This is a genomic window from Pseudomonas sp. B5(2017), assembly GCF_002112825.1.
Lineage (GTDB): Bacteria > Pseudomonadota > Gammaproteobacteria > Pseudomonadales > Pseudomonadaceae > Aquipseudomonas > Aquipseudomonas putida_Z.
On record NZ_NEIR01000004.1, the window covers coordinates 230,027 to 247,402 of the forward strand.

The window sequence follows — 17,376 nt, forward strand, 5'->3', positions numbered from 1 at the left end:
GGCATCCACCTCCAGGGAGGAACCAAACGGGTTCAGGGCACTCTCACCCTCACTCGTTGCCATGGACGGCATTCACTACAAGGATGCCCCGCGGTGCTGTTGGCGGGGTGATGTGGCGGGTCTACCCGATTCTTTCTGCCACATGGGCCTGTCTTGATGAAGTTGCCAACATTCTTCCGCCGTCGTCGTCACTGGTTGCTGAGCCTGACGCTTACAGCCATAGCCGTACCGCTGGCGCTGGAAGCTGTCGAAAGCCGGGCGCAACCGGTGGATGGCACCCAGACCCTTGTGTTCCTGCGCCACGCCGAGAAGCCGGGCGAGGGGCTGGGCCAGTTGAACTGCCAGGGCCTCAACCGTGCGCTGGACCTGGCTACCGTGCTGCCCGAGCGCTTTGGCAAGGCCGACTACGTGTTCGCTGCCAACCCCTCGCGGCATGTCGAGGAAGGCAGCAAGGACGAAAGCTACAGCTACATTCGCCCGCTGATGACCATCAGCCCCAGCGCCATTCGCCTGGGCCTGCCGGTAAACATCGACTATGGCGCCAACGACACCGACGCGCTGGCCGAAGAGCTGCTGCGCGACAAGTACCGTAACGCGACCGTGTACACCGCCTGGTCGCATGGCTACCTCCCTGACCTGATCAATGCCGTGGCTGGCAAGGCCCTCGGTGAGGAGCGGGTGATCACCGACGACTGGAGCGGCGACGACTTCGACACCCTCTACGTCCTGACCCTGACCTGGCACGACGGCAAGGCCAGCCTGCTCAGCCGCAACGTGCGTCAGGGCCTGAATGATGGTGCGCATAGCTGCCCGACCTGATCCGCTGGTACTGTTCTGCCAGGAAGCCCTGAACAGAGTAACGATGAAGTTGAGTACACAGCAGTTGGCCAGAATGATGCTTCGGCAGGACCGGCCTCTTCGCGGGTAAACCCGCTCCCACAAGTACTGCACAGGCCCTGAGAGCAATGCGGTCCCTGTGGGAGCGGGTTTACCCGCGAAGAGGCCAGGTCAGGCGAAAGATGCCTAACGCCCGAACCGCACCGGCCAACCCACCACTTTCTTCGCCCGTGGCGTGGCATAGGTACGTACCTTGGAGGTACTCAAGCCCATGCGCACCAGCGATTCGGCTATGGTCACCGCCGCACTCACACCATCCACCACCGGCACGCCGGTGCGCTGGCGGATCTGCTCGTCCAGCCCGGCCATGCCGCCGCAACCCAGGCAGATCACCTCGGCCTTGTCGTCGCGCACGGCGCGTTCTGCCTGCTCGACAATCGCCTCCACGGCGCGCTGTGGGTCGGCTTCCAGCTCCAGCACCGCCAGCCCGCTGGCGCGTACCGATGCGCAGCGGTCATACAGGCCGGAGAGCTTCAGGCGGTCCTCGATCAGCGGCACGGTGCGGTCCAGGGTGGTCACCACCGAGTAGGCATGGCCCAGGTACATCGCCGTGCTGGCGGCGGCATCGGTGATGTCCACCACCGGCACGTTCAGCAGTTCCTGCAGGCCTTCGCGGCCATGTTCGCCGTAACCCGCCTGGATCACGGCGTCGTAAGGGCCTTCGTAAGCCAGCACCCGGTCCATCACCGCGATGGCGGCCAGGTAGCTTTCGAAGTTGCCTTCCACCGACTCGGCACCGAACCATGGGGTGAGGCCGATGATTTCGGTGCCGGGTGCGGCCACCGTACGGGCCTGTTCGGCAATGGCTTCGGTGATGGCTTCGGTGGTGTTGACGTTGGCGATCAGAATGCGCATGGGTAGTCCTCCCTGGTCAATGGCTGCTGTGGTCAACGGCGATGCATTCGCCGCTGACGTCGTGGTATTGGCGTTTGCGTGGGGCGATCAGCAGGTACAGGGCGGCGGCGATGCCGGCACCGATCAGCCAGGAGAACGGCGCCACGCCATGGAAATTGGGCACCAGGGCCAGGACGATGGCCAGCAGTGCGGCCGGCACGAAGGCGGCCACCGCGCGCAGGTTGATGCCCTTGGTGTAGTGGTACGCGCCGGCCGGGTCTTCGCTGTAAAGCTGCGGCACGTTGATGCAGCCTTTGCGCAGCAACCAGTAGTCGGACATGATCACCCCGTACAGCGGGCCGAGCAGGGCACCCAGGCCGGACAGGAAATACACGATCACCAGCGGGCTGTTGTACAGGTTCCACGGCAGGATCAGCACTGCCAGGGTGGCGCTGATCAGCCCGGCGCGGCGGAAGTTCAGGTGACGCGGTGCCAGGTTGCTGAGGACGAAGGCCGGGGCGACGAAGTTGGCCATGATGTTCACCGCCACGGTGACGATCAGGAAGGCCAGGCAGCCCAGTACCAGAAACGCTGTGCTGGGGATGGCGGCGACGATCTGGGTAGGGCTGTCGATGATCTGGCCGTTGATCTGGAACTGCGCGCCGCACAGCACCACGGTGATCACGGCGAACACCAGGATGTTCACCGGCAGGCCCCAGAAGTTGCCGACGCGGATGGTCTTGCGGCATGGCGAGGAGCGGGCGAAGTCACAGAAGTTCAGCACCAGGGTGCCGTAGATCGCCAGCCACAGCGCGCCGCCGGCAAAGATGTTGCGCCACATCTCGTAGCCGGTCAGCGGTTCGGCCACCGACCAGGCGATGCGGGCGTCGGCCTTGAAGTACATGAACACCGCCAGGGCGGCGACGGTCAGCAGGATCACCGGGCCGGCAAAGGCCTCGTAGCGGCGCACCATCTCCATGCCGTAGGCCAGGATCACCAGCTGCACCAGCCAGATCGACACGAAGCATGCCCAGCCCAGGCTCGACAGGCCGAGGATACTGTCATGGTCATAGGCCGCCATTTGCGGCCATACGGCGGTGAGCAGCACGCGCAGCACCACCGAAGCCAGATAGGTCTGGATGCCGAACCAGGCGATGGCGATGACCGCGCGGATCAGCGCCGGGATCTGCGCGCCGTGGATGCCGAAGGCGATGCGGCTGATGACCGGGAACGGCACGCCGGTCTTCTGCCCCATGTAGCCGGACAGGTTCATGAAGAAGTACACCAGCGCCGCGCCGATGGCCAGCGACAGCAGGATCTGCCAGCCACCCAGGCCGAGGGCGAACAAGCCCATGGCGAACGAGTAGTTGGCGATGTTGTGCACATCGTTGGTCCACAGCGCGAAGATGCTGTAGCCGCCCCAGCGGCGGCCTTCGATGCGCGTCGGGGCGAGGTCGCGGTTATGCAGGCGCGGGCTCAGGGCAAGTTCCGGCTGGCTGCCGGCGAGAGGGGAAGCGGGGTGGGTGCTGGCGACGGATAGTTCAGGGGCAAGGTCGAGGCTGGTACTCATTCCGGCGGGCTCCTGATGCACGTGGACTGCGATGAGCGGGCATGCGCACGGGCTCGCCATCTCGTCGGTGCAGCGTTGGCATCTCAGGGTTTGGGGCGCGGCGGCCGATGTTGGGTCGGCGTCGCGGGTTCTTGTGTATTTATGTTTTGCTTGGTTTGTATACAAAACACGAACACACAAAAGCGAGTTCCATGCCAAGGAAAAAGCAAACTTCAGCTGGCCATCATTTCGAATCTATCTTGTTGAAATATAAGTTGATGAAATGAATGGGATATAAGTTGACCAAATGAACAGGTTTAAATTTTTCGAGGATGATTTAGTTGATCATTTGGTCAGAATAAGTTGTGGGAAGTGTGTAACGTATTGGGGCGTGATCTTGGAAAGTGCACACAAAAACGGCACTTATGGTGACATTCTTGTGTACAAAAATTAGTCAGCTTTTTCCTGTGCCGGCCTCTTCGCGGGTGAACCCGCTCCCACAAGTACTCCACAGCATTCAGGCCCGTCGAGATCCTGTGGGAGCGGGTTTACCCGCGAAGAGGCCCGTACAGGCAAAACTCAATCCATCGGCGGCAACCGCCGCTTCACCGGGCTTTTCTTGATGATGGCGGTGTTGGTCTCGGCCAGCACATTGATGCGGTCGAGCAGGGTATCCAGCTGCTCCATCGAGCGCACATGCAGCCGAGCGATGAAGCAGTCCTCGCCAGTAACCTTGTCGCACTCGGTGAACTCCGCAATGGCGACGATCTGCCGTTCCACCTCCTGCAGCTGCCCGGGTAGCGGGCGGATGCGCACGATGGCCTGCAACTGGTAGCCAAAGGCGCGCGGGTCGACCTCTACGGTGTAACCGCGCAACACGCCGCGTTCCTCCAGGCGGCGCAGGCGTTCGCTGACGCTGGGCGCCGACAGCCCGCTGATTTGCGCCAGGGCCTTGAGCGAGCGGCGCGAGTCTTCCATGAGCGCGTTGATCAGCAGTTGGTCGATGGCATCGGTCATGATCACCTCAATCAGGTAGTTCGCGTGATTTACCTTGATAGTAAAGGCAAACATGCCAATCTTCCTTCGTTATCCGCTGGAAGGGCGGCCAGCAACCTTTGCATACTGTTGCCGTCTTCAACAGGAGGTGTGAGATGGACAGTTCATTGCGTCGTGGCTCGCTGGAAATGGTCGCTGCCATGCTGATTTCCGGGACCATCGGTTGGTTCGTGCTGGTGTCCGGCCAGCCGGTGCTCGAGGTGGTGTTCTGGCGCTGCGTGTTCGGTGCCGTGACCTTGCTGGCGATCTGCGCGGGGTTCGGCTTCCTGCGGCCGGGTGTGATCAGCCGTACGGCGTTCCTGCTGGCGATTGCCAGCGGTGTGGCCATCGTCGGCAACTGGGTGCTGCTGTTCGCCTCCTACTCGCGGGCGTCGATTGCCATCGGCACGGCGGTGTACAACGTGCAGCCGTTCATGCTGGTGGGGCTGGCGGCAGTATTCCTGGGCGAGAAGATCACCCTGGCCAAGGTCACCTGGCTGAGCGTGGCGTTCCTCGGCATGCTGGCCATCGTCAGTGCCCATGGCGCGGGGCAGGGTGGCGGTGAGGACTATTTGCTGGGCATTGCGCTGGCGCTGGGGGCGGCCTTCCTGTATGCCATCGCGGCGTTGATCATCAAGCGCCTGAGTGGCACGCCACCGCACCTGATCGCGCTGATCCAGGTGGCCACGGGTGTGCTGTTGCTGGCGCCGTGGGTCAAGCTTGGCGGGTTGCCGGGTGAAGTGCCGGCGCTGGCCAGCCTGGTGACCTTGGGCATGGTGCACACCGGATTGATGTATGTGTTGCTGTACAGCGCCATCCAGCGCTTGCCCACGGCACTGACCGGGGCACTGTCGTTCATCTACCCGATTGCGGCGATTCTGGTGGACTGGGTGGCGTTCGGGCACCGGCTGGCACCGTTGCAGTGGCTGGGGGTGGCGTTGATCCTGCTGGCGGCGGCGGGGATGCAGCAGGGGTGGTGGTTCCGGCCAGCGCGGGTTGTGGCAGAGGAATGAGGTGGTCTTGCGGGCCCTTTCGCGGGTAAACCCGCTCCCACAGGTGCTGCACACGGTTCGGGCCTGTGGTGATCCTGTGGGAGCGGGTTTACCCGCGAAAGGGCCCGCAAGGTAGAATGCCGCTTTTACCAGCTTGCGACCCATGATGACTTCGCCGATCCAGACTCTGGAGCAACACCTGCTCGCCGCCCTCGACCCTGCCCCGCAGGAAACCCGCCGCCTGTTCCACGGCCGCGGCCGCTGCTGGGCGGGCCTGGAGCAGGTCACCGTCGACTGGCTGCAAGGCGTGCTGTCGGTCGCCCTGTTCCGCGAGCCGGCGCAAGGCCAGCTGGCCGAACTGGAGGCGATGCTGCGTACTCTCGCCGAGCGCCCGCAGTGGGTTGGCCAGGCCATCCTTCTCCAGCATCGCTACCTGCCCGACAGCCCGGGCCAGTGGCTGCTGGGCGAACCGTGCCAGCAGCGCGAGGTGGTCGAGGACGGGCTGACCTACCTGCTGGACCTGGGCGTGCGGCAGAACAATGGCCTGTTCCTCGACATGCGCTATGGTCGGCGCTGGGTGCGCGAGCAGGCGGCGGGCAAGCGCGTGCTGAACCTGTTCGCCTACACCTGCGGTTTCTCGGTGGCGGCGATTGCCGGTGGCGCCGAGCAGGTGGTGAACCTGGACATGGCCAAGTCGGCGTTGTCCCGGGGCCGTGACAACCATCGCCTCAATGGCCACGATGCGTCGCGCGTGGCGTACCTGGGGCACGAGCTGTTCAAGTCCTGGGGCAAGGTGCGCAAGTACGGGCCTTATGACCTGATCATCATCGACCCGCCGACCTTCCAGCGCGGCAGCTTTGTGCTGACCCAGGATTACGCGAAGATCCTGCGGCGCTTGCCGGAGTTGTTGAGCGAGGGCGGGACGGTGCTGGCGTGCGTGAACGACCCGGGCATCGGGCCAGAGTTTCTGATCGAGGGGATGGCGGAGCAGGCGCCGTCGCTGGCATTCGTCGAGCGGCTGGAGAACCCGCCGGAGTTTCCTGACGTGGACCCGGCGGGGGGCTTGAAGGCTCTGGTATTCCGTCAGGTCTGATGTTGCCTGTACCGGCCCTTTCGCGGGCAAGCCCGCTCCCACAGGTACTGCACAGGTCTTGAGTACTGTGGAGTACCTGTGGGAGCGGGCTTGCCGGCGATAGGGCCGGACCTGCCTGCATCAATTACTGATTGTTGGTGTAGATCTGGTCAAACACCCCACCATCATTGAAGTGGGTCTTCTGCACGGTGCGCCAGTCACCGAAGGTCTTCTCTACCGACAGGAAGTCCACTTTCGGGAAGCGGTCGGTGTACTTGGCCAGTACCGTCGCATCACGCGGGCGCAGGTAGTTCTGTGCGGCGATTTCCTGAGCGGCTGGCGACCACAGGTACTTCAAGTATTCCTCGGCCGCTGCCTGGGTGCCTTTCTTCGCCACCACCTTGTCGACCACGCTGACCGGCGGCTCGGCTTCGGCCGACACGCTCGGGTAGACCACTTCGAACTGGTCGCGGCCGAACTCGCGGGCGATCATTTCGGCTTCGTTCTCGAAGGTCACCAGCACGTCGCCGATCTGGTTGGTCATGAAGGTGGTGGTGGCGGCGCGGCCACCGGTGTCCAATACCGGCGCCTGCTTGAACAGCTTGCCGACAAAGTCCTTGGCTTTGTTTTCATCACCGCCTTGCTTGAGCACATAGCCCCAGGCCGACAGGTAGGTGTAGCGGCCGTTACCCGAGGTCTTGGGGTTGGGCACGATCACCTGAACGCCATCCTTGAGCAGGTCGGGCCAGTCTTTCAGCGCCTTGGGGTTACCCTTGCGCACGATGAACACAGTGGCCGAGGTGAACGGCGCGCTGTTGTTCGGCAGGCGGGTTACCCAGTTGTCCGGCACCAGCTTGCCGTTGTCGGCCAGGGCGTTGATGTCGGTGGCCATGTTCATGGTGATGACATCGGCCGGCAGGCCATCGATCACCGCTCGCGCCTGCTTGCTCGAGCCGCCGAAGGACATCTGCACGTTGACCTTCTCGTTGTGCTCGGCTTCCCAGTGCTTCTGGAAGGCCGGGTTGTAGTCCTTGTAGAAGTCGCGCATCACGTCGTAGGAAACGTTGAGCAGGGTGGGGGCAGCCTGGGCGAAATTGCCCAGGGCAAGGCCTGCGGCGAGCAGCGAGGCGGTGAAGAGTTTTTTCACGTTGCTTCCTTGTTATCGAGAAGGTGTTGGCAGTTTGCCTGCGACTATAGCGGGTGGGTTTGTGGGGGTTAAAGAACAAAAAACACTTTGGTTATGCTTCTGCCTGTTCTGGCCCTTTCGCGGGTAAACCCGCTCCCACAGGGACCGCGCACGGTTCGGGTATGTGGTGATCCTGTGGGAGCGGGTTTACCCGCGAAAGGGCCGGAACAGGCGGAATCATTGCTTGGGAAACAGCACATTCCCGCACCGCGAACAGAACGCCGCGCCATGCTCATGGCTCTTCTTGCTGCAGGTCGGGCAATCATGCTGCAGCTGCTCCCCGCGCATGGCATTGGCCAGCTCGGCGGTGAAGATCCCGGTCGGTACGGCGATGATCGAATAACCGGTAATCATCACCAGCGACGACAGCACCTGCCCCAGCGGTGTCTTTGGCACGATGTCGCCAAAGCCTACCGTGGTCAGGGTAACGATGGCCCAGTAGATACCCTTGGGAATGCTGGTAAAGCCATGCTCAGGCCCTTCGATCACATACATCAAGGTGCCGAACACCGTCACCAGGGTCGATACCGTCACCAGGAACACAATGATCTTCTGCTTGCTGCCGCGCAGCGCCTCCATCAGGTAATGGGCCTGCTTGAGGTACGGGCTGAGCTTGAGCACGCGGAAGATCCGCAGCATCCGTATCACGCGGATGATCAGCAGGTACTGGGCGTCGCTGTAGTACAGCGCGATGATCCCCGGCACGATCGCCAGCAGATCGACCAGGCCATAAAAGCTGAAGGCATAGCGCAACGGCTTGGGCGAGCAGTACAGGCGGGTGAGGTACTCGGCCAGGAAGATCGCGGTAAAGCCCCACTCGATACCCGCCAGCACGCCGGCGTAACCCTGGTGCACTTCGTCGATGCTGTCGAGGATGACGGTGACCAAGCTGGCCAGGATGATCAGCAGGAGGATCTTGTCGAAGCGCCGGCCGGCTACGGTGTCGGTCTGGAAGACCATGATGTAGAGGCGTTCACGCAGGGATTGTGGGGTGGACATGCGAGGGCTATTCCGATGGTGTGAGTAGCAAGCCTAGAGGGTCTCTGTCAGCAGATGCAACGTGAAGTAAAACTGAGCCAACCTGGTAGAAATGCCAGTTTCGATTTTCACAGGCGCGATGCAACATTCAGGGCTCGTGCTGCTCAGACTTGGAGATAGGGATGGACGATAAAATGAGGCATTCCCGAAGGCCACCCCAATCATTTGCATTTTCGGTCTACGGCTCATTGCACAGCGGATCACGTGGAGATCGATTGTGTTACAACGGCCAGCTACTGGATCACTTGGTGCAAGGTTATTTTCTGGGGAATGGGAGGCGGCTATACCGCCCGGTCTTGATGCGCTTTTGCAGTCCCGACGTATTCAGCCCCTTTGAAAAGGGAGGTCTTAATTCCTATGCATATTGCGGAGGAGACCCTGTCAATTTCAGCGATCCCCAAGGTACCAGCCGATTCAAACAGAACTGGGCTGCTTTCGAACCAGTATTCAAGAAAATCAACAACACGGATAAGCGGGTTCAGGGTTTTGCTTATAACCGAGCAAGGTCGGCTGGTGAACGAATTGAGCCGTTCAGGGCAAAATCAGTAGATGGAAAAATTCTGGAGCGTAGCGACCCGAGCGCAAGTCTTCGCGGAAAATTCTATGTCAATCGCGACCGAAGTCTATTCATTAGTGAATATTTGGTAACAGCTGAAGGCATTGAAATGTCACCGTTGAAACCCCTCGACAAGAAATTTATTGAGGAGGGGTTCGTACTTATGAACGTCAATCCCGATCATGTAGTAGTGGAGAATGGCCGTATTTTACCTGACCCTGACATGATATTCATTAATGAATCAGGCATCGACGACTACTCTAAACCGAACTTGGCCATGCCTGGACTGGCAGCTGCAATCAGAAAGGGTCGCCGACATGATAGCTCTAGTTAGCAATCAGCATCGAGTTTAGCTGTGTAACCCTTTGGTATTGCGTCTTTCGCCCAGCTGCATGAGATGAATGCCCAAGTGCATCAGCCAGCAGGTTGTGACGAAGGGTGCGGTCAAACCGGCTATCGGTAGTAACTTGAACAGCGGTTGCAGTAGTAGGGCCAAGGCAATTGCCAGTAACGTCACCCAAGGCTTTTCACCCTGGCGGCTGAATGCTAAAGCTGCCAGCGCGGCATTGAAGCCGAACAAACCCAGCCAGGCGGCTTGCGCCTGGTCGGCGAACAGTGCCACGCCGCCGCCGATGGCCGAGCCGATCACCGCCCACATTGCGGCATAAGGGTTGGCGATGAACATGCCGATGATGATCAGCAGGCCGGCCAGCGGCTGGTCGAGCAGGAAGATCTGGCCCACGCCGCGCGCCAACGCGTACAGCGGGTCGGCTTCGACGAAGCCGCTGGGCGAGGGGCTGGCGATCAGCAATACGGCCCAGCCCAGCAGCACGAAGGGCGCGGTGTAGGCGATCAGCAGTTTGCCGCCGCGCTTGCGCCACTGGTGGGTGATGATGCTGGACAGGCCGCCAGCGGCGATGATCAGTGGCGGCAGGATGACCGACCAGGGCAGCACGGCGCTGATCAGGATGCCGATCAGCACGCCGTTGTAGCAGTACAGCCCGGCCTGGCGGTCGGCACGGTCGTAGCCGCGTGCCTGGGCGGTGAGCAGGCCGGCCAGGGCGCCGAGCAGGGCGCCACCGACCAGGCCGGGGGCGGTCAGCAGGATGGCCAGCAGGCAGCACAGGCCGCACAGGGGGTTGCGCAGCAGCAGCACCTGGCTGAAGCCGTTGAGTAACGCCGTGGCCCAGTCGGGGCACGGGTTGACGAAATTTTTGGTGTACATCGGGGCAGTCAGTGAGGTTGATGGGGAGCGGTGGGCCTCTTTGGGCCTCGGGTTTTCCGCAGTTGTGTGCGACACCACCGACCCTGTGGGAGCGGGCGTGTCCGCGAATGCGTCAGCTCAGGCAACATCGTTGTCCCTGCTGGCCTCTTCGCGGGCACGCCCGCTCCCACAGGAGAGATGCGGTGCTTTAGATCAAGGTCTCGATCCGCAGCGTGTTAGTCGACCCTGGCTTGCCGAAAGGCACACCGGCGGTGATCAGCAGCGTGTCGCCACGGCTGGCCATGCCTTGTGCCTGGGCAATCTCCAGTGCAGTGGAAACAACCTCGTCCACCTGGCGCAGGCGGTCGTTGACCACCGAGTGCACGCCCCACGCTACGCTCAGGCGGCGCGCGGTGGTCAGGTTCGGGGTCAGGTTGAGGATCGGGGCCCGTGGCCGTTCGCGGGCCGCGCGCAGGGTCGAGGCGCCCGACTCGCTGTAGTTGACCAGCACCGCCACCGGCAGGATGCCGCTGATACGGCGGATGGCGCAGCTGATGGCGTCCGACACGGTGGCCTCGGCCTTCGGCCGGCCAACGTCGAGCTGGGCCTGGTAGTCCGGGCCGTTCTCCACCTGGCGGATGATCTTGCTCATCATCTGCACGGCTTCCAGCGGGTACTCACCCGAGGCAGTCTCGGCCGACAGCATCACCGCATCGGCACCTTCGGCCACGGCGTTGGCCACGTCGGTGACTTCGGCGCGGGTCGGCGCTGGCGAGAAGCGCATGGATTCGAGCATCTGCGTGGCCACCACCACCGGTTTGCCCAGCTGGCGGCAGGTGCCGATGATGCGTTTCTGGATCTGCGGCACGCTTTCGGCCGGCACTTCCACGCCCAGGTCGCCACGGGCCACCATGATCGCATCCGCAAGCTCCGCGATGGCTTGCAGCTGTTCGACTGCCGATGGCTTTTCGATCTTCGCCATCAGGTAGGCACGGTCACCGATCAGCTGGCGTGCTTCGGTGATGTCTTCGGGGCGCTGCACGAACGACAGAGCCACCCAGTCCACGCCCAGCTCCAGGCCGAAGGCCAGGTCGCGGCGGTCTTTTTCGGTGAGCGGGGAGAGGTCGAGCACCGCTTGCGGCACGTTGACACCCTTGCGATCGGACAGTTCGCCGCCGGCCAGCACTTCGGTGTCGATGGCGTCGCTGTGCTTGGCGGTGACGCGCAGGCGCAGCTTGCCGTCGTCCAGCAGCAGGTCCATGCCCGGCTCGAGGGCGGCGATGATCTCGGGGTGCGGCAGGTTGACCCGGCGGCTGTCGCCCGGGGTGTTGTCCAGGTCCAGACGCAGGGCCTGGCCGCGTTGCAGCTGCACCTTGCCGTCGGCAAAGCGGCCGACGCGCAGCTTCGGCCCCTGCAGGTCCATGAGGATACCCAGCGGGTAGTTCAGTTGCTGCTCGACTTCGCGGATCCACTGGTAGCGCAGGGCGTGGTCGGCGTGCTCGCCGTGGCTGAAGTTGAGGCGGAAGATGTTCACCCCGGCTTCTACCAGTTGGCGGATGTCGTCGATGCCTTTGATCGCAGGGCCAAGGGTGGCGAGGATTTTGACTTTTTTATCAGGCGTCATGATTGGGCAGTCTCGAGGATCAGGATGGCGCGGAAGTCGTTGACGTTGGTACGGGTCGGCTCGGTGACGATCAGCGCATCCAGGGCGGCGAAATAGCCGTAGCCGTTGTTGTTGTCCAGCTCGTCGCTGGCCGACAGGCCCAGGGCTTCGGCACGGGCGTAGCTGGCCGGGGTCATGAAGGCGCCGGCGTTTTCTTCCGAGCCATCGATACCGTCGGTGTCACCGGCCAGGGCGTACACGCCCGGCAGGCCTTTCAGGCTTTCGGTGAGGCTGAGCAGGAATTCGGCGTTGCGCCCGCCACGGCCATTGCCGCGCACGGTCACGGTGGTTTCGCCGCCGGACAGGATCACGCAGGGTGCCTTCAGCGGCTGGCCGTGCTGGACGATCTGCCGGGCGATACCGGCGTGCACCTTGGCCACTTCGCGTGATTCGCCTTCCAGGTCGCCGAGGATCAGCGGGCTGAACCCGGCCTGGCGGGCTTTGACCGCGGCGGCTTCGAGCGACTGCTGGGGCTTGGCGATCAGCTGGAAGTGGCTGCGGGCCAGGGCCGGGTCATCGGCCTTGACGGTTTCCGAGGCTGGGTTGTTGAGCCAGTCGATAACGGCCTTGGGCGCTTCGATGTTGTAGCGCTTGAGGATGGCCAGGGCATCGGCCGAGGTGCTCGGGTCGGCCACGGTCGGGCCGGAGGCGATCACCGTGGCGAGGTCGCCCGGGACATCGGAAATGGCATAGGTGTACACCGTGGCCGGCCAGCAGGCCTTGGCCAGGCGGCCGCCCTTGATCGCCGAGAGGTGCTTGCGTACGCAGTTCATCTCGCCGATGGTGGCGCCGGATTTCAGCAGCGCCTTGTTGATCTGCTGCTTGTCGGCCAGGGTCAGGCCTTCGGCGGGCAGGGCCAGCAGCGCCGAGCCACCGCCGGACAGCAGGAAGATGACGCGATCGTCTTCACTGAGGTTGCTGACCAGTTCCAGCACGCGTTTTGCCACGGCCAGGCCGGCGGCATCGGGGACCGGGTGGGCAGCTTCGACCACCTCGATCTTCTGGCAGTTGGCGCCGTGACCGTACCGTGTGACAACAAGCCCGGAGACTTCGCCCTGCCAGCTTTTCTCGACCACTTCGGCCATGGCGGCTGCGGCCTTGCCGGCACCGATGACGATGACCCGGCCGCTGCGGTCGGCGGGCAGGTAGGGTTCGAGGACTTGACGGGGGTGGGCGGCGGCGATGGCTGTGTCGAACAGCTCGCGGAGAAGTTTTTGCGGATCGACCGACATGGCAGGCTCCCAATTATTGTTGTTCTGCAGAATCAAAAACGCCCCTGGAACTGCCTCCGTGCAGGCCGAACCAGGGGCGGGTGTTGCTCGGTGCCACCTTTGAACCTGTGGTCGCAGGTTCAAAGGTGTTGGATCTGAGATTTTGGGGGCGCTTTGCGCCCCTTTCGCGACACAAGGCCGCTCCTACAGGGGACCGCGATCCGTTGTAGGAGCGGCCTTGCGTCGCGAAAGGGCTGCGCAGCAGCCCCCGGATCTAAATCATTTTTCGTCGCGGATCGAGAAGTTGGCCATGTGCTCCAGGCCTTTGATCAGCGCCGAGTGGTCCCAGTTGCCGCCGCCCAGGGCCTGGCAGGTGTTGAACACTTGCTGGGCATTGGAGGTGTTGGGCAGGTTGATGCCCAGTTCCTTGGCACCCTGCAGGGCCAGGTTCAGGTCCTTCTGGTGCAGGTTGATGCGGAAGCCTGGGTCGAAGGTGCCCTTGATCATGCGCTCGGCGTGCACTTCGAGGATCTTCGACGAGGCGAAGCCGCCCATCAGTGCTTCACGTACCTTGGCCGGGTCGGCGCCGTTCTTGGCGGCGAACAGCAGGGCTTCGGCAACGGCCTGGATGTTCAGGGCAACGATGATCTGGTTGGCCACCTTGGCGGTCTGGCCGTCGCCATTGCCACCGACGCGGGTGATGTTCTTGCCCATGGCTTCGAACAGCGGCAGGGTGCGCTCGAAGGCTTTCGGGCAGCCACCGACCATGATGCTCAGGGTCGCGGCCTTGGCACCGACTTCGCCACCGGACACCGGGGCGTCCAGGTAGGCAGCGCCAGTGGCCTTGATCTTCTCGGCGAAGGCTTTGGTAGCGGTAGGGGAGATCGAGCTCATGTCGATCACGACCTTGTTCGGGCCCACGCCTTCGGCCACGCCGTTGTCTCCGAACAGGACGCTCTCGACCTGCGGGGTGTCGGGGACCATGACGATGATGAACTCGGCTTCCTGGGCAACTTCCTTCGGGTTGGCCAGGGCCACGGCACCGGCGGCGATCAGGTCGGCCGGGGCAGCGTCGTGGTGGGTGGAGACGAAGATGCTGTGACCTGCTTTCTGCAGGTTCTGAGCCATGGGCTTGCCCATGATGCCGGTGCCGATGAAACCGATTTTAGCCATGAGAGATTACCTCGTTGTATTTGTTGAATCTCGATGGAGCAGGCTGCACAGGCCCCCTTGTTGGACACAAAACTCTGTGGGAGCGGGTTTACCCGCGAAAGCGGCAGTGAAGCCAACATCGCATTCGCGGGTGAACCCGCTCCCACAGGGTCAGGCATGTGTCACGGGACCCCGATCAGCCTTAGATTGCGTTATGGGTCTTCAGCCAGCCCAGGCCCGCTTCGGTGGTGGTCAGCGGCTTGTACTCCGCGCCCACCCAGCCCTGGTAGCCGATGCGGTCCAGGTGCTCGAACAGGAAGCGGTAGTTGATCTCGCCGGTGCCTGGCTCGTTGCGGCCGGGGTTGTCGGCCAGCTGGATGTGGTTGATCAGTTTCAGGTTGGCTTCCATGGTACGAGCCAGGTCACCTTCCATGATCTGCATGTGGTAGATGTCGTACTGCAGGAACAGGTTGTCGCTGCCAACCTCGGCCTGGATTTCAAGCGCTTGCTTGGTGGTGTTCAGGTAGAAGCCGGGGATGTCGCGGGTGTTGATCATTTCCATGACCAGGCGGATCCCGGCGGCTTTCAGCTTGTCGGCGGCGTAGCGCAGGTTTTCCACGAAGGTCTTGCGCACGGTGGCGCAGTCCGGGCCTTGTGGGCGAATGCCGGCCAGGGCGTTGACCTGGGTGTTGCCCAGCACCTTGGCGTATTCGATGGCCTTGTCGACACCGGCGCGGAATTCCTCGACGCGGTCAGGGTGGCAGGTGATACCGCGCTCACCCTTGGCCCAATCGCCCGCCGGCAGGTTGAACAGCACCTGGGTCAGGCCGTTGGCGTCCAGCTGCTGCTTGATCTCGGCAGCGCTGAAGTCGTACGGGAAGAGGTATTCGACGCCGCTGAAACCAGCATCGGCGGCAGCCTTGAAGCGGGCCAGGAAGTCCTGTTCGGTGAACAGCATGGACAGGTTGGCAGCGAAGCGAGGCATGTTGTGTCTCCTTGCGATGAAGGCCCCCGGCGCCCCCCAGGTAGGGGCCGGCACGGGGGCGTCAGGCGATCAGTCCAGCAGCGAGATGGCGGTTGGCGCGTCGTTGCCGACCAGGGCCAGGTCTTCGAACTCGTTGACCGCGTTGATCTCGGTGCCCATGGAAATGTTGGTCACACGTTCGAGAATCACTTCGACCACCACCGGCACGCGGAACTCTTCGGCCATCTTCTGTGCCTTGAGCAGGGCAGGGGCGATTTCGGCCGGCTCGAATACACGGATGGCCTTGCAGCCCAGGCCTTCGACCACGGCGACATGGTCGACACCGTAGGTGGCGGCGTCGGTCGAGTTGATGTTCTCGAACGCCAGTTGTACACAGTAATCCATGTCGAAGCCACGTTGCGCCTGACGGATCAGGCCCAGGTAGGCGTTGTTCACCAGTACGTGCACGTACGGCAGGTTGAACTGTGCGCCCACCGCCAGCTCTTCGATCATGAACTGGAAGTCGTAGTCACCCGACAGCGCGACCACCTTGCGTTTCGGATCGGCCTTGACCACACCGAGGGCGGCAGGGATGGTCCAGCCCAGCGGGCCGGCCTGGCCGCAGTTGATCCAGTGGCGTGGCTTGTACACGTGCAGGAACTGCGCGCCGGCGATCTGCGACAGACCGATGGTGCTGACGTAGCAGGTGTCCTTGCCGAATACCTGGTTCATTTCTTCGTAGACGCGCTGCGGCTTGACCGGCACGTTGTCGAAGTGGGTCTTGCGCTGCAGGGTTGCCTTGCGCTCCTGGCAGTCTTCCAGCCAGGCCTTGCGGCACTTCAGCTTGCCAGCGGCTTTCCACTCGCGGGCCACTTCGAGGAATACGTCCAGTGCCTTGCCGGCGTCGGAAACGATACCCAGGTCCGGGGTGAACACGCGGCCGATCTGGGTCGGCTCGATGTCCACGTGCACGAACTTGCGGCCTTCGGTGTAGACGTCGACGGAACCGGTGTGGCGGTTGGCCCAGCGGTTACCGATACCGAACACCAGGTCGGATTTCAGCAGGGTGGCGTTGCCGTAGCGGTGCGAAGTCTGCAGGCCGACCATGCCGACCATCTGTGCGTGGTCGTCCGGGATGGTGCCCCAGCCCATCAGGGTCGGGATTACCGGTACACCGGTCAGTTCGGCGAACTCGACCAGCTTGTCGCTGGCGTCGGCGTTGATGATGCCGCCACCGGCTACCAGCAGCGGGCGCTCGGCGTCATTGAGCAGGGCCAGTGCTTTTTCGGCCTGAACGCGGGTGGCGGACGGCTTGTGCACTGGCAGCGGTTCGTAGGCGTCGATGTCGAATTCGATTTCGGCCATCTGCACATCGAACGGCAGGTCGATCAGTACCGGGCCTGGGCGGCCGGTGCGCATTTCATAGAAGGCCTTCTGGAAGGCGTAAGGCACCTGGCCTGGCTCCAGAACGGTGGTGGCCCACTTGGTGACCGGCTTGACGATGTTGGTGATGTCGACAGCCTGGAAGTCTTCCTTGTGCAGGCGGGCACGTGGGGCCTGGCCGGTGATGCAGAGGATCGGGATGGAGTCGGCGGAGGCACTGTACAGGCCGGTGACCATGTCGGTGCCGGCTGGGCCGGAGGTGCCGATGCACACGCCGATGTTGCCCGGGTTGGCACGGGTGTAACCCTCGGCCATGTGCGAGGCGCCTTCGACGTGACGAGCGAGGACGTGATCGATGCCACCGACTTTCTTCAGGGCCGAGTACAACGGGTTGATGGCAGCCCCCGGGATGCCGAACGCGGTATCTACACCTTCACGGCGCATGACCAGAACGGCTGCATCGATTGCTCTCATTTTGCTCATGGTTTGTGCCTCATCGATTTTGTAATTGTATACAACTTGCTTTGTGCCAGAGTGTATTCACGGCTGGCCGCTTAGGTCAACGGGTTTTCGTCGGCGGACGTCGCTTTCGTTCGAGCGCCCGTGAAAACGGAGGTTTGCGCCATCGCATACGATCGTT

15 protein-coding genes are annotated in these 17,376 nt (G+C 62.6%); 4 read left to right on the forward strand and 11 right to left on the reverse strand.

The genetic code is table 11. The annotated features are described in order from the left end of the window. Positions 1 to 156: 156 nt before the first annotated feature. Positions 157 to 819: a histidine phosphatase family protein gene (locus CAG00_RS08030; RefSeq protein ID WP_085588975.1), complete on the forward strand. Its 663-nt coding sequence runs from the start codon at positions 157 to 159 to the stop codon at positions 817 to 819. A gap of 204 nt (positions 820 to 1,023) precedes the next feature. Here CAG00_RS08030 and CAG00_RS08040 read toward each other — a convergent pair whose 3' ends face one another. The 3 genes from CAG00_RS08040 to CAG00_RS08050 all read right to left on the reverse strand — a co-directional run bounded on the left by CAG00_RS08040 (position 1,024) and on the right by CAG00_RS08050 (position 4,297). Then, positions 1,024 to 1,752, reverse strand: coding sequence for an aspartate/glutamate racemase family protein (locus CAG00_RS08040; RefSeq protein WP_075045896.1), 729 nt, complete (start codon positions 1,750 to 1,752; stop codon positions 1,024 to 1,026). 16 nt (positions 1,753 to 1,768) lie between these two features. Next, the gene (locus CAG00_RS08045; RefSeq protein WP_075045895.1) at positions 1,769 to 3,301 is read right to left on the reverse strand and encodes an NCS1 family nucleobase:cation symporter-1; all 1,533 of its coding nucleotides are present in this window, start codon (positions 3,299 to 3,301) and stop codon (positions 1,769 to 1,771) included. A 558-nt stretch (positions 3,302 to 3,859) separates the two neighbouring features. Beyond that, positions 3,860 to 4,297: an Lrp/AsnC family transcriptional regulator gene (locus CAG00_RS08050; protein ID WP_025340043.1), complete on the reverse strand. Its 438-nt coding sequence runs from the start codon at positions 4,295 to 4,297 to the stop codon at positions 3,860 to 3,862. Positions 4,298 to 4,431: 134 nt separating this feature from the next. Here CAG00_RS08050 and CAG00_RS08055 point away from each other — a divergent pair, with 134 nt between their 5' ends. After that, positions 4,432 to 5,328, forward strand: a complete 897-nt coding sequence (locus CAG00_RS08055) for a DMT family transporter (RefSeq protein WP_024087447.1) — start codon at positions 4,432 to 4,434, stop codon at positions 5,326 to 5,328. 145 nt (positions 5,329 to 5,473) lie between these two features. After that, positions 5,474 to 6,400, forward strand: coding sequence for a class I SAM-dependent methyltransferase (locus tag CAG00_RS08060; RefSeq protein WP_085664063.1), 927 nt, complete (start codon positions 5,474 to 5,476; stop codon positions 6,398 to 6,400). Positions 6,401 to 6,524: 124 nt separating this feature from the next. On the opposite strand, the gene CAG00_RS08065 is transcribed toward CAG00_RS08060, so the two are convergent. Together CAG00_RS08065 and CAG00_RS08070 are read right to left on the reverse strand one after the other, a co-directional pair. Next, positions 6,525 to 7,526: a sulfate ABC transporter substrate-binding protein gene (locus tag CAG00_RS08065; RefSeq protein ID WP_015271174.1), complete on the reverse strand. Its 1,002-nt coding sequence runs from the start codon at positions 7,524 to 7,526 to the stop codon at positions 6,525 to 6,527. A 216-nt stretch (positions 7,527 to 7,742) separates the two neighbouring features. Beyond that, positions 7,743 to 8,564, reverse strand: a complete 822-nt coding sequence (locus tag CAG00_RS08070) for an ion transporter (protein WP_085664001.1) — start codon at positions 8,562 to 8,564, stop codon at positions 7,743 to 7,745. Between the two features lie 173 nt (positions 8,565 to 8,737). Here CAG00_RS08070 and CAG00_RS08075 point away from each other — a divergent pair, with 173 nt between their 5' ends. Then, positions 8,738 to 9,493 carry an RHS repeat-associated core domain-containing protein gene (locus CAG00_RS08075; RefSeq protein WP_371915765.1) on the forward strand — a complete coding sequence of 252 codons (756 nt, stop codon included), beginning with the start codon at positions 8,738 to 8,740 and terminating at the stop codon, positions 9,491 to 9,493. A gap of 15 nt (positions 9,494 to 9,508) precedes the next feature. On the opposite strand, the gene CAG00_RS08080 is transcribed toward CAG00_RS08075, so the two are convergent. The 6 genes from CAG00_RS08080 to gcl form a co-directional block, all read right to left on the reverse strand. Beyond that, positions 9,509 to 10,384, reverse strand: a complete 876-nt coding sequence (locus CAG00_RS08080) for an urea transporter (RefSeq protein ID WP_085664003.1) — start codon at positions 10,382 to 10,384, stop codon at positions 9,509 to 9,511. 187 nt (positions 10,385 to 10,571) lie between these two features. After that, entirely contained in the window at positions 10,572 to 11,987 is a 1,416-nt protein-coding gene (pyk, locus tag CAG00_RS08085) for a pyruvate kinase (RefSeq protein WP_025340039.1), read from the reverse strand. Continuing rightward, the gene (locus CAG00_RS08090; RefSeq protein WP_025340038.1) at positions 11,984 to 13,258 is read right to left on the reverse strand and encodes a glycerate kinase; all 1,275 of its coding nucleotides are present in this window, start codon (positions 13,256 to 13,258) and stop codon (positions 11,984 to 11,986) included. Before CAG00_RS08090 ends, pyk begins: the two co-directional genes overlap by 4 nt. 258 nt (positions 13,259 to 13,516) lie before the next feature. Continuing rightward, positions 13,517 to 14,410, reverse strand: a complete 894-nt coding sequence (locus CAG00_RS08095) for a 2-hydroxy-3-oxopropionate reductase (RefSeq protein ID WP_046615025.1) — start codon at positions 14,408 to 14,410, stop codon at positions 13,517 to 13,519. A 181-nt stretch (positions 14,411 to 14,591) separates the two neighbouring features. Next, positions 14,592 to 15,374 carry a hydroxypyruvate isomerase gene (gene hyi / locus CAG00_RS08100; RefSeq protein WP_003259508.1) on the reverse strand — a complete coding sequence of 261 codons (783 nt, stop codon included), beginning with the start codon at positions 15,372 to 15,374 and terminating at the stop codon, positions 14,592 to 14,594. Positions 15,375 to 15,443: 69 nt separating this feature from the next. Continuing rightward, positions 15,444 to 17,219, reverse strand: coding sequence for a glyoxylate carboligase (gene gcl / locus CAG00_RS08105; protein WP_015271168.1), 1,776 nt, complete (start codon positions 17,217 to 17,219; stop codon positions 15,444 to 15,446). Between the last annotated feature and the right edge of the window lie 157 nt (positions 17,220 to 17,376).

Excerpts from the sequence above, each read along its gene's own strand:
- CAG00_RS08030 (WP_085588975.1), top strand. The coding sequence starts at position 157 with ATGAAGTTGCCAACATTCTTCCGCCGTCGTCGTCACTGGTTGCTGAGC.
- CAG00_RS08040 (WP_075045896.1), bottom strand. The coding sequence starts at position 1,752 with ATGCGCATTCTGATCGCCAACGTCAACACCACCGAAGCCATCACCGAA.
- CAG00_RS08045 (WP_075045895.1), bottom strand. The coding sequence starts at position 3,301 with ATGAGTACCAGCCTCGACCTTGCCCCTGAACTATCCGTCGCCAGCACC.
- CAG00_RS08050 (WP_025340043.1), bottom strand. The coding sequence starts at position 4,297 with ATGACCGATGCCATCGACCAACTGCTGATCAACGCGCTCATGGAAGAC.
- CAG00_RS08055 (WP_024087447.1), top strand. The coding sequence starts at position 4,432 with ATGGACAGTTCATTGCGTCGTGGCTCGCTGGAAATGGTCGCTGCCATG.
- CAG00_RS08060 (WP_085664063.1), top strand. The coding sequence starts at position 5,474 with ATGACTTCGCCGATCCAGACTCTGGAGCAACACCTGCTCGCCGCCCTC.
- CAG00_RS08070 (WP_085664001.1), bottom strand. The coding sequence starts at position 8,564 with ATGTCCACCCCACAATCCCTGCGTGAACGCCTCTACATCATGGTCTTC.
- CAG00_RS08075 (WP_371915765.1), top strand. The coding sequence starts at position 8,738 with ATGAGGCATTCCCGAAGGCCACCCCAATCATTTGCATTTTCGGTCTAC.
- CAG00_RS08080 (WP_085664003.1), bottom strand. The coding sequence starts at position 10,384 with ATGTACACCAAAAATTTCGTCAACCCGTGCCCCGACTGGGCCACGGCG.
- pyk (WP_025340039.1), bottom strand. The coding sequence starts at position 11,987 with ATGACGCCTGATAAAAAAGTCAAAATCCTCGCCACCCTTGGCCCTGCG.
- CAG00_RS08090 (WP_025340038.1), bottom strand. The coding sequence starts at position 13,258 with ATGTCGGTCGATCCGCAAAAACTTCTCCGCGAGCTGTTCGACACAGCC.
- CAG00_RS08095 (WP_046615025.1), bottom strand. The coding sequence starts at position 14,410 with ATGGCTAAAATCGGTTTCATCGGCACCGGCATCATGGGCAAGCCCATG.
- hyi (WP_003259508.1), bottom strand. The coding sequence starts at position 15,374 with ATGCCTCGCTTCGCTGCCAACCTGTCCATGCTGTTCACCGAACAGGAC.
- gcl (WP_015271168.1), bottom strand. The coding sequence starts at position 17,219 with ATGAGCAAAATGAGAGCAATCGATGCAGCCGTTCTGGTCATGCGCCGT.